General features: G+C 48.2%; 1 protein-coding gene. It reads left to right on the top strand.

The genetic code is table 11. The features are described from left to right. Positions 1-50 precede the first annotated feature (50 nt). Positions 51-13,448, top strand: coding sequence for an SDR family NAD(P)-dependent oxidoreductase (locus EGM68_RS16400; RefSeq protein WP_129549592.1), 13,398 nt, complete (start codon positions 51-53; stop codon positions 13,446-13,448). Positions 13,449-13,451 lie beyond the last annotated feature (3 nt).

Here is a 13,451-nt window from a genome sequence, read left to right as displayed (position 1 = left end):
ATTGCCGACACGATATTCGTCCTATTTCATACAGCTAGGAGGGCATTTTTATGGATCCAAAAGATATTTTTCGTGCGGTACAAACAGGGGAAATAAATTCTGAAGATGCCGAAAAACAATTGCTCCAATTTATGGGCGGGCTCTCGGATGAATCTTTGGAAGAATCATTGGCAGCTCGATCAGAGGAATCATCATTAGAGGAATTGTCTCTTTCGCTACAGCCATTGGACAGTTTTCACGGACCGGAAAAGGAGAGCAATGGCGAAACGGAAGTGCCGCCTGTGGTTCAACTGCAGGAATTTGAGCATGGCATTGTCCTGTTAACAATGAAGGATACAGTGCACAAAAATACATTTTCCAATGAACTGATTATAGGCCTGAATCAGGCGTTCGAAACGGTGCAGGCTAACGAAAATTATAAAGTTGTGATTCTGACGGGGTACGACACCTACTTTGCCACAGGAGGTACACAGGAGGGACTGCTGGCAATTCATGAGGGAAAGGCGAAATATAGCGATACCAATGTTTACAAGATTGCACTGGATTGCAAGCTACCGGTCATTGCCGCTATGCAGGGACATGGGATTGGCGCAGGCTGGTGCATGGGGATGTTTTGCGATTTTATCGTGATGAGTAGAGAAAGCATCTACACCACTAATTTTATGAAATACGGCTTCACTCCTGGTGCGGGCTCAACTCTCATTTTTCCTGAAAAATTCGGAGTTAGCATGGCGCAGGAAATTTTATTCACAGGTACTAGATATAGCGGTTCAGAACTGGAGTCCAAAGGGACTCCTTTTCCTGTTCTGCCGAGAAACGAAGTGGTACCGTACGCTATGCAGCTGGCAAGAAAATTGTCCGAATCGCCAAGAGAATCATTGATTGAGCTGAAAAACCATATGGCTCAGCCGATAAGAGAAAAGCTGGCGGCGACGATTGAAAAAGAAATAAAAATGCAGGACAAAACGTTTGTGAATCAGCAAGAGGTCAAGGAACGGATTCAAACGGCCTACGGACAGCAGTCGAATAGCGATGATACGCACAAACCGCTCAAGCAGGCTGATCTGAAAAAAAACGTGTCCCGTATACCGCATGGTCAGGAGAAGGATTCGATCGCAATTATTGGCATGGCGGGGCAGTTCCCCAAATCCAAAACATTGACTGAATTCTGGGATAACCTGGCTCAAGGCAGGGATTGTATATCGGAAATTCCTTCAACACGCTGGTCCATTGATGATTATTATGATACTGATCCCAAGGTTGAGGGGAAAACCTATAGCAAGTGGATGGGTGTGCTAGAGGATATAGATCGATTTGACCCGTTGTTCTTTAATATATCTCCTGCGGAAGCAGAGATGATGGACCCTCAACAGCGTCTATTTCTGGAAAGTAGCTGGAAATGCATTGAAGATGCAGGTTTAAATCCTGCCTCACTGTCGGGGAGCCGTTGCGGTGTTTTTGTAGGTTGTGCAGCTAGTGATTATGGAAGGTCCATGAGCGGACAGGGGTTGAACGCGCAGGTTCTTATGGGAGGAGCGCCTTCCATTTTATCGGCCCGGATTTCGTATTTACTGAATTTGAAGGGCCCTTCTCTGGCGATTGATACCGCATGCTCTTCCTCTCTGGTAGCTATTGCTGAAGCTTGCAACAGCCTTGTTTTAGAAACAAGCGATCTTGCTTTGGCGGGCGGAGTAATGATTATGGCAGGACCGGGGATGCATGTTATGACCAGCAAAGCAGGAATGTTGTCCAAGGATGGACGATGCTTTACTTTTGATGCCCGTGCAAACGGTTTTGTCCCCGGAGAAGGGGTTGGCGTTGTTTTATTAAAACGGCTCTCTGATGCAATCAGGGACAAGGACTCCATCCATGGGGTTATCCGAGGCTGGGGAATGAATCAGGATGGGAAAACCAACGGCATCACCGCTCCAAGTGTAAATTCACAGATTTCGCTCGAAAGAGAGGTTTACCAACGGTTTAATATTAATCCTGAAACCATCTCTCTGGTAGAGGCCCATGGGACAGGCACCAAGCTGGGCGATCCTATCGAAGTGGAAGGACTTACCGAATCTTTCCGATCCTATACGAGCAAAAAGGGCTATTGCGCGCTGGGATCGCTGAAAAGCAATATGGGACATATGCTGACTGCGGCCGGAGTGGCCGGGGTAATGAAAGTACTCCTGGCTATGAAACACCAGCAATTGCCGCCAACGATCAATTTTGAAACCTTAAATGAACATATTTCTTTGGAGGAAAGCCCGTTTTACATTAACACCGGGCTACAAAAGTGGGAGTCCAAACCGGGGACACCCCGGTGTGCAAGCGTAAGTGCTTTTGGGTTTAGCGGCACTAACGCACATATGGTTATTGAAGAATATGTGCCTGTAGCCTCTGAGATGAAGCTGGACCCAGTCGATCAAGACAACCCAGTGCTATTTGTACTGTCTGCCAAAAGCGAACAAGCCTTGAAAGCCTATGCAGCTGACATGATGGACTTTGTTAAATTGCACGAAAATGCTAATTTGTCGGACCTGACTTATACCCTTCAAGTGGGCAGAGATGCCATGAACTGGCGCCTCGCGTTTTTGACAGATTCAAGAGGAAATCTGATCGATGAGCTGGAGCATTTTGTGAATGGAAACTCATCGGATAAGGTGTTAACCGGACAGGTAGACGATGCTAGAGACGGAATTGAACTTTTTGATTCTGACGAAGACACCGGGACCCTCGTTCGGACCTGGCTTCAGAATAGAAGACTTGATAAGGTGGCCAAATTATGGGCCAATGGCGCAAGTATTGAATGGGATGCACTTTATGGAGAAATTAAGCCTCAGCGAATCAGTCTACCGACCTATCCTTTCGAGAGGGAACGCTATTGGTTGTCTGAGACAGACATGGGGCAGGAGAATATAAACCCGGCTATGGCCGCCCAAATCCACCCTTTGCTGCATCAAAATACTTCCGATCTCTCTGGGCAGCGCTACGACTCCACCTTTACAGGCCGGGAATTTTTCCTAGCGGATCACCGAATCCTAGGCCAACCGACATTACCCGGGGTGGCTTACCTTGAAATGGTGCGAGCGGCCGTAGAAGAAGCAGCGGGGGATGTTATGGAGGGTGAGACTCATATACAGCTGAAAAATGTAGTATGGGCTCAGCCCATCGTTGTAGCTAACAAACCAGTCAGGGTGCACACCAGCCTATATCCTCAGGAAGATGGAGCGATTGCGTTTGAAATATATAGCAGAGTGGAAGAAGACGCCGAAGGTATTATACACAGCCAGGGGATAGCTGTGTTGGAGAGAAGTGGTGAGTCGCAGTATCTGGACCTGAATGTCTTACAGGCAGAATGTATTCGCAGTTCACTATCTTCAAGCCAATGCTATGAAGCTTTCAGAACCATGGGAATAGACTATGGCCCGGGACATCGGGGAATAGAGACCATCTTTCAGGGAAAGGATTACGTGCTGGCAAAGCTGTCCCTTCCATCCAATGTATCTCATACCCAAAGTGAATTTGTATTGCATCCGGCTTTGATGGATTCAGCCTTGCAGGCCACAATCGGCTTGGTGATGGATCGGGAAGAACATGTGCCTGAGGGCAAGCTCTCAGTACCCTTTGCCTTGCACGAACTGAAAATATTCGAAAAATGCACTTCTGTGATGTGGGCCCGGATTTCCAGACAAGCGAATGAGGAGACACTAAATGGATTGAGCATGGTACATATCGATCTCTGTGACGAGACCGGAAAGATTTGTGTGCAGCTCAAAGGGCTCTCATCCAGAGAGCTGGAAGAAGGAGTAGGGCAAGCAGACTTCGTTGAGCATGTGGGCACACTCATGCTGGAGCCGGTCTGGGAGGAGAAGGCAGTCCCCGCAGGAGAGAACGCGTTCGACGATATACGGCACATTGTGATCCTGTGCGAATTTGAAGGTATCGCCGGGGAGGATATTGCAGCTCGCATGGACGGTACTCGCTGCATTGTTTTACAGTCCTCAAGTACTGACTTGGATGCGCGGTTTGAAGACTACACTATTCAGATATTTGAAGAATTGCAAACTATGATGCTGGACATACACAAACCAAAAACTTTGCTGCAAATTGCAGTCCCTGCCCGAAATGATCAACAGGTCTATTCCGGGTTCTTTGCCATGCTGCAAACCGCCCAAAAAGAAAACCCGAGTATCATGGGTCAACTGCTAGAGCTTGATGCCAAAGATGGCCCTGAGGGGATTATTGCAAAATTACAAGAGAACCGATACAGCCAGTACAGCGAACGGATACGATATCATGGCGACAAGCGACAGGCTTTAAAGTGGCAAGAAATTGAAACCTTGTGTGAAGATCCAGTCCGGCCATGGAAAGATGGAGGGACCTATCTCATCACTGGCGGTCTAGGCGGTCTGGGACTGATTTTTGCCAGAGACATCGTGTGCAATGTGAAAAACTCCACCGTCGTACTGGCAGGACGATCACCTCTGTCAGCGGATAAACAGTCCTTGTTAAGTGAATTGGAAGCGCGGGAAGGTCATATAGAGTACAGACAGGTGGATGTGGGTCAAAAGGAAGCGGTCACCGAGTTAATTAATGGCATCGTCGAGCAATTTGGCGGTCTTAACGGTATTTTACACACAGCAGGAGTTATACGGGACAACTTCATCATCAAAAAGACGATAGAAGAAGTTAGAGAAGTGCTGACTCCCAAAGTCTCAGGGTTGATCCATCTGGATCAGGCCAGCAGAGCCCTGCCTCTCGATTTCTTTATCCTGTTTTCTTCCGGCGCCGGAAGTCTTGGTAATGTAGGACAGATTGATTACTCTGCTGCCAATGGTTTTATGGATGCTTATGCTTCTTATCGAAATGCCTTGGTGGCAGGCAAGCAGCGCCATGGGCACACGCTGTCGATCAACTGGCCGTTGTGGAAAGACGGGGGCATGCATGTCGATGGGGAAACGGAAAAGACGATGCAAGGTCTGGGCATGATTGCCATGGAAACAGAGAATGGAATAAAGGCTTTGTATCAAGGCTTATCTTCCGGTAAAAGCCAGGTCATGGTTATCGAAGGGTATCCTCAAACGATTAAGGCGGCCCTGCTGGGACAGCCTTCAGGAACAGAAATTTCAGACCGTTCCGGATTGAAAGACGGGGAAGTCGCTGTTATCGGCGAAGAATGGCTAAAAGAAAAAGCTGAAGACTATTTGAAAACATTGCTTTCGGCTGTAATCAAGCTGCCAGCTGAAAGTATAAATGTAAACGCGCCTATGGACAGGTATGGGATTGATTCCATATTGGTCATGCAGCTCACGAATGAATTGGAAAAAACGTTTGGCTCACTGCCGAAGACATTATTTTTTGAATACCATAATCTCCGCTCATTAACTGGCTATTTCTTGGAATCGCATCGCGGCCGGCTGGTAGACGTTTTAAAAGCGCAGGAGAAGAATATGGCTCTTCACAAAGTAGCGAACGAACCTGCAAAAGCAGCAATAGAGCCTTTGGCTTCGTTAGCTGCGGGTCGCAAACGTACATGGCCTCTCCCGACAGGTACGCAGCCCCGTCAGGAAAAGAAGGGCTTGGACATTGCCATTATCGGGGTATCGGGAAGATATCCGGGGGCAGCAGGTATCGACGAGTTCTGGAAAAACCTAAAGGATGGGAAGGATTCCATCACTGAAATTCCCAAGGAGCGTTGGGACCACAGCCTGTACTTTAATGAAACTAAAGGTAAGCCCGGGAAAACCTACAGCAAGTGGGGAGGGTTTATCGACGGAGTGGACTGGTTTGACCCGTTGTTTTTCAACATTTCGCCAAGAGAAGCGGAAACGATGGACCCTCAGGAGCGCCTATTCCTAGAATGCGTGTATGAAACCATAGAGGATGCGGGCTATACGCGTGAAACTCTTTGTGCAGACCGGGGACTTGGCGGCATGGAAGGCAATGTTGGCGTTTATGTCGGAGTGATGTATCACGAATATCAGCTTTATGGAGCCCAGGAACAAGCCAAAGGGAATATGCTCGGGCTTCTCGGGAATGCTTCGGCGGTTGCCAACCGTGTATCGTATTTTTGTAATTTTCATGGACCAAGTATCGCTGTGGATACCATGTGCTCTTCGTCACTGACAGCAATCCATATGGCTTGTCACGGGTTGCAGCATGGAGAATGTGAACTGGCGGTTGCAGGGGGAGTTAACGTTTCTGTCCATCCCAACAAATATCTACTACTCGGACAGGGAAGCTTTGCATCAAGCAATGGGCGGTGTGAAAGCTTCGGACAGGGTGACGGATATGTGCCAGGAGAAGGAGTCGGGGCTTTGCTGCTCAAGCCGTTGGCCAAAGCTATAGCAGATGGAGACCGGGTATATGGCATCATAAAAGGTACTGCAGTGAATCACGGAGGTAAGACCAATGGATATACCGTACCCAACCCCAACGCACAGGCTAGCGTGATTGGGCAGGCCATTCAGGAGGCGGGAATCAACCCTAGAACCATTAGCTATATAGAGGCGCATGGGACAGGAACTCCTCTGGGTGATCCGATTGAAATTGCGGGCTTACAAAAGGTGTTCCGGGAATATACCAGAGACAAGCAGTTCTGTTCAATCGGGTCTGCCAAGTCTAATATCGGACATTGTGAGAGCGCAGCTGGTATTGCCGCGGTGACAAAGGTGCTGTTGCAGTTGAAAAATAAACAATTGGTACCTTCGCTGCATTCAAGCAAGTTAAATCCCAATATCGATTTTAGTGATAGCCCTTTTAAAGTTCAGCAGGAATTAGAGGAATGGAAAAGACCTGTCGTATCCATCGATGGCGAAATCAGGGAATACCCAAGGTTGGCAGGAGTCTCGGCCTTCGGGGCAGGCGGATCTAACGCTCATGTGGTAATCGAAGAATACATTCCAGCAGAGACTGCTCAGCTGCAAGCTGCTCCTGCGTCGCTTAATCCTGCCATGATTGTGCTATCGGCCAAGAACAAGGAAAGACTGAACGAGCAGGCCCAAAGATTGCTATCTGCCATCAGAGAGCTGAATGACCCGCGTATAGGTCTCGCAGATATCGCCTACACGTTGCAGATCGGACGAGAAGCGATGGAAGAACGGCTTGCGATCATTGCCACCTCCATCCAAGAGCTGGATTGGAAATTGGAAAGCTTCCTGCTGGAAAAGGAAGGTATAGAAGAGCTGTATAGAGGACAGGTAAAGCGCAACAAAGGAGTATTGGTCACTCAGGAAATCGATGAGGATATGGCTAAAATGGTGGGTGCATGGGTGAGCAAAGGTAAATATGGAAAACTCGCCGAGCTTTGGGCGACGGGATTGCTGTTGGACTGGAACAGGCTTTATGGGGAAGTGAAGCCTCGCAGGATTAGTTTGCCAACCTATCCTTTTGCCAGGGAAAGCTATTGGGTGCCCGTAAACCAGGTAAAGATCGATGGCATGACAGCCGCTCTCGGTCAGTCTACATTTTTGTCACCTTTACTGCATCACAACACTTCAAACTTCTTGAAGCAGCGGTTCAGCTCAACGTTTACAGGCGAGGAGTTTTTCCTCAGGGATCATACGGTAAAAGGCCAACGGGTTCTACCAGGTGTCGCTTATCTTGAGATAGTGCGGGCGGCTGTGGAACGCTCTATAGGAGATGAGGACAACTGCGCAACAGGAATCCGGTTGAAAAATGTAAACTGGATTCGGCCAATTGTGGTGGAAGATCGGCCATTCTCAGTACACACCGGACTATTCTTGGAAGACGCCGGAAAAATCAGCTTTGAAGTGTATAGTGAGCAAGAAGGAAGCAATATCGGACATACCGTGCACAGCCAGGGCAATGCGGTGCAGTTTAACGTGGAACAAAAGCTAGTGCTTAACCTTGAGGCATTACAGGCAGAATTTGATCCACACGGATTTGAGGGGGCGCGCTGCTACAATATCTTCCAAAAAATCGGGATGGATTACGGCCCAGCCTTCAAATGTGTGGAGAAAGTGTACTCACGTCCGGGCAAGGTACTGGTCAAGCTGGCACTGCCCTCCATGCTCTCTGATTCGGCTGACAGCTTTGTTCTTCACCCTAGCTTAATGGATGCGGCCTTGCATGCATCGATCGGATTAATCATGGGGCAGGATGGAGGGCTGCCGGACAGCAAGGTACCAAATACCCCTTCTATGCCATTCGCTCTTCAAGAGGTCGAAATCCATGGGGGATGCACCCAGAATATGTGGTCGTTGATTCAATACAGCGAGGGCAGTAAGAAAGAGGACAAGGTACAGAAGCTCAATATCGACTTATGTGATGAGGAAGGGAACGTTTGTGTCAGAATAACGGGACTATCCACCCGGGCGCTGGACGGAGATATCCGCACTGAGCATGCACAAGGTGTAGTCGCAGGAGATCATGCCGCCGATCCGCTTGTAGGAGCCGTTATGCTCATCCCCAAATGGGACCCGGTTGCGCTTAAAAAAGATACAGCTTTCCCATCGTCGATAGACCGAATGGTCATTGCAGGTGGTACAGACAAAGATAGACAGGCTATCCGGGAATACTATCCGAAGGCGCATTTTTTGGAGCTACAGGCGCAGGATTCCATAGAAACGGTTGCCTCAAAGGTCGAAGAATATGGAGCAGTTGACCATATTTTGTGGATTGCACCTACTATTTCTGTCGAATCTGTCACTGCTGAATCCTTAATTGAGGAACAGGAGCCAGGAGTCTTGCTCTTCTTTAGAATGGTCAAGGCGCTGCTCCTGCTGGGGTATGGAACGAAAAAACTAGGCTGGACAACTATAACCACCCAGGCTCAGTCGATCGATCAGGACGATACAGTCCACCCGGCCCACGCAAGTTTCCATGGGTTGGTAGGCACGATGGCCAAAGAATATCCGAACTGGAAGGTTCGTATTATAGACCTGCAATCCGACTATGACTGGCCGTTATCCGAACTATTTACGCTTCCTTCAGACCGTCAGGGACGGATGTGGGTTTTCAGAGGCGGACAGTGGTACCGACAGCAGCTGATTCCGTTCAAGCAGACTCCAGGCGCAGAAGGACAGACACTGTACAAAACCGGAGGCGTCTATGTGGTTATCGGTGGTGCAGGCAACATCGGAGTAGCCTGGAGCAAGTATATGGCCTCGACTTATCAGGCCCAGATGGTATGGATAGGCAGAAGGGCAAAGGATGCATCCATCCAGGCTAAATTAGACGAATTTAAAGGCATCGGACCTGTTCCATGCTATATTACGGCAGATGCAGCAGATGAAAGGTCGCTGCAGGGAGCATATGAGGAGATAAAGCAGCGTTACTCCAAGATCAACGGCGTAGTCCACTCTGCCATTGCCTTTTTGGAGAAGGGATTGGAAGACTTGACGGAGGAAGGGCTCCGGTCTGGGCTTTCAGCAAAGGTCGATGTCAGTGTACGCATGGCTCAGGTCTTCCAAAATGAACCGCTGGATTTCGTGTTGTTTTTCTCTTCCATTATTGCCTATGTAAAAAACCCGGGACAAAGCAGCTATGCTGCTGGATGTACCTTTAAGGATTCGTTTGCGCAGCGGCTCTCACAGGAATGGCGTTGTCCGGTGAAAGTCATGAACTGGGGATACTGGGGGAACGACGAGAACAATGCTTCCCAAGACAGGCAGCAAGAGGTGGAAAATTACTCAAGACTAGCGCAGATCGGTGTTGGACTTATTGGGCCTCAAGAGGGGATGGAGGCACTTGAGACGTTGCTTGCTTCCCCGCTGAATCAAGTAGGGCTGATGAAAACAACAAAACATCTAGATTTGGAAGGGACTAATCCGGCGGAAGCCATTGACCTGTACCCGCACAACACGGATCCCAATCTTCGGGATATACAAGAAAGTATTGCTGCAGTGATCAAATCAAAAGTCCAGTTTGCCGAGGACTATGCGGCAGAGGATGCTGGCAGCCTGCAGGAAAGGGAATTGGAACATCTATTGGGCAAGCTACTGCAGGAGCAACTTTTGTCCATGGGGCTGTCAGGGACAGATCGTCAGTCTATCGACGAGTTTAAACATAAGCATGGGCTGCCTGAGTTATACGGCAAATGGCTAGGAGAGAGCGTAAAGATTTTGGCACGGATGAATGATGCCCTTACAGGTGGAAATGATTCCAGCTCGACTTATAGAGAGGATGTCTGGCAGGAATGGGAAGAGCACAAGCACACATGGCTGAAATATCCGCAGATGCGAGCAAGGGTACATTTGGTTGAGACAACGCTGCGGGCTTTGCCTGAAATTATTACCGGCAAATGTCCTGCCACGGAAATCATGTTCCCCAATTCCTCTATGGAGCTGGTGGAAGGGATTTATAAGAACAGTCTGGTCGCCGACTATTTTAATGAAGTTCTTTCCGATACGATTGCCGCCTATGTTCAGCAGAGAATTATGAACAACTCCGCTGCAGAAATCAGAATTGTCGAAATCGGAGCAGGCACCGGAGGAACCAGCAGCGCCGTATTTCTCAAATTACGGCCATATCGCAAACACATTCAGGAATATTGTTATACCGATATTTCGAAGGCCTTTTTGATGCACGCAGAAAAAGAGTATGGGCCAGACAATTCGTACCTCAGCTATCGAATATTTAATGTGGAAGAACCTATTGCTGGACAAGGTATTGATGCGGGTAAATATGATATTGTCATTGCTGCCAATGTACTTCATACGGCAAAAGATATTCGCCAGGCATTGCGCAATGCGAAAGCGGTTTTGAAAAGCAACGGCCTGCTTCTGTTAAATGAACTCATGGGCAGCAGTGTGTTTACCCATCTTACCTTCGGATTGCTGGATGGCTGGTGGGCTTATGAGGATTCGGAATTGCGTATTCCCGGCTGCCCTGGGCTGTATCCTCACGTATGGAAAAGCGTATTGGCCAAAGAAGGCTTTCACACAGCGTTCTTCCCAGCGCAGGAGGCGCATGATTGGGGCCAGCAGATCGTTGCAGCCCAAAGCGATGGCTTGGTTCGGCAAAAGCGACAGCCAAAGCAGAAAACCATATTGATAGAGGATAGGACTGTTGAAGCAGGATCAATGAAACAATCAGCTCAGCCCAAAAGAGAGGCAGTACAGGCAGAATCTGAAAATGTGCTGCGCAGCAAAAGTACGGCCTACTTTAAAAATTTACTTGGCGAAACACTAAAAATGGAACCGGGAAGCATCGACTCTACGGTTGCCCTGGAAGAGTACGGGATCGACTCGATATTGGTTGTGCAAATCACCAATGTTTTGCGTGAGGTCATCGAGGATTTTGCCAGCACCCTGTTTTTTGAGTACAACACCATAGATGATCTGGTAGCGTACCTGCTTCAAACGCAAAGGGATTCGTTGAAGAAGCTGGTAGGTATGAAGGAGACAGAGATGAGCGAAGAAACTTCCAGAGTGGAAGAGGTACCTGCTCCACAGGTAATCGATATGGCCCCAATGAGCTTTGTACGGGAAGGACGCTTCCTTAAGCCGTCTGTCAGCAAAGGTGAGAAGCCGAAGGAGCACTCCTCTAATATCAGAGATGTTGCGATTGTGGGCTTGTCAGGGCGCTATCCAGGAGCTCGTAATGTAGAGGAATATTGGAACAACCTAAAAGAGGGTAAAAACTGCATCACTGAAATTCCGAAAGACCGTTGGGATTGGAAGACCTACTTTGACGAAGAAAAAGGAAAACGAGGCACCATCTATACGAAATCAGGCGGCTTTATCGATGGAATTGATTTATTTGATCCGCTATTTTTCAAGATTTCTCCTGCAGAAGCTGAAACTATGGATCCGCAAGAACGGCTCTTTCTGGAAGCCGCATACGCAAGTATTGAGGATGCCGGATATACCCCTGCCAATCTTTGTGAGAGTCGAAAAGTGGGCGTATTTGCGGGCGTAATGAATGGGAATTACGGTTTGGGACCTCAATACAATTCCATTTCCAATCGGATATCCTATCATTTGGATTTCCAAGGTCCAAGTATGACCATCGATACCGCTTGTTCTTCCTCATTGACGGCGATCCATCTAGCTTTGGAAAGTCTGTATAGCGGTATCAGCGAGTGCGCTATTGTCGGGGGGGTCAATTTGATCGTAGACCCAATCCACTATATTAAGCTGTCAGCAATGACGATGCTTTCCAAAAGTGGCGAATGTAAGTCGTTTGGAGACCAAGCGGATGGATTCGTTGATGGGGAGGGCGTCGGCGCTATCGTGTTAAAGCCGCTGGAGAAAGCTATTGCAGACGGTGACCATATTTATGGTGTCATCAAAGGGAGCATGCTCAATGCTTCAGGTAAAACCAGTGGTTATACAGTACCTAGCCCTCAAGCTCAATCTCAGCTGATCGAGGCGGCGCTCCAGCGTTCGAATGTTGATGCAAGAACCATCAGTTATATTGAAGCCCATGGAACCGGCACGGCTTTGGGAGATCCTATTGAAATTGCAGGATTGACCAGGGCTTTTGAGAAATTCACACAAGACAAGCAGTTCTGCGCCATAGGGTCGGTCAAATCCAATATTGGTCACACTGAGAGCGCAGCAGGCATTGCAGGAGTAACTAAAATATTGTTGCAGCTTAAGCATCGCCAGTTAGTACCATCTTTACATTCTAGGAAGTTGAATCCTGAAATTCATTTCATCAATACTCCTTTTGTCGTTCAGCAGAGCCTAGAAGAATGGAAGAGACCGGTAATTACAACGGATGGAATCACTAAAGAGTATCCGAGACGGGCTGGAATATCGTCTTTCGGTGCAGGAGGGGCCAACGCTCATATCGTGATTGAAGAGTATATTCCCGAGGTCCAGGAGCCATCAGGAATAGAATCTGCTTCTCAGGGACCTGCCATGATCGTGCTATCAGCCAAGAGTGAGGAGCAGCTTAAGGAAAAAGGACGACAGCTGCTTGAGGCTCTTCAAGGTCAGTTATCCTCTGCTAGCATATTGGATATTGCCTATACGCTCCAGGTGGGACGCGAACCGATGGAGGAGCGTCTAGCCATGCTTGTGGATTCGATCACAGATCTTGAGGAGAAATTAAAGGAATTTGTGGCCGGACGCCACCACATGCTCAACCTGTATAGAGGGCAGGTGAAGCGCAACAAAGAAGCGTTGTCCATTTTTACGGGGGACGAAGACCTGCAGCAACTGATTGAACATTGGATTTCCAAAAGGAAATATACAAAGCTTCTGGAGCTGTGGGCCAAGGGGCTAAATTTGGATTGGAACAAACTTTATACTGGCAAGGTACCTCGCCGTATCAGCTTGCCAACCTATCCATTTGCAAAAGAGCATTACTGGACTTCTGAAAGCAAGGATCAATTAAAAGCCCATGCATTACTGCCGCAAAATGAAAGCAATGTAGATTTTGATGATCAATTGTGTGGCAGACTCTTGGATGAAATGATGAACGATGCCATGTCTGTTGATGAGGCTGCCAACGAAATCTTCAATATATTCATACGTAAATGAGAA

The organism is Paenibacillus sp. M-152, assembly GCF_003856555.1.
GTDB lineage: Bacteria > Bacillota > Bacilli > Paenibacillales > Paenibacillaceae > Paenibacillus > Paenibacillus polymyxa_C.
The sequence above is the reverse complement of the archived record's forward strand: the minus strand, read 5'-3'. Positions and strand labels throughout refer to the sequence as shown.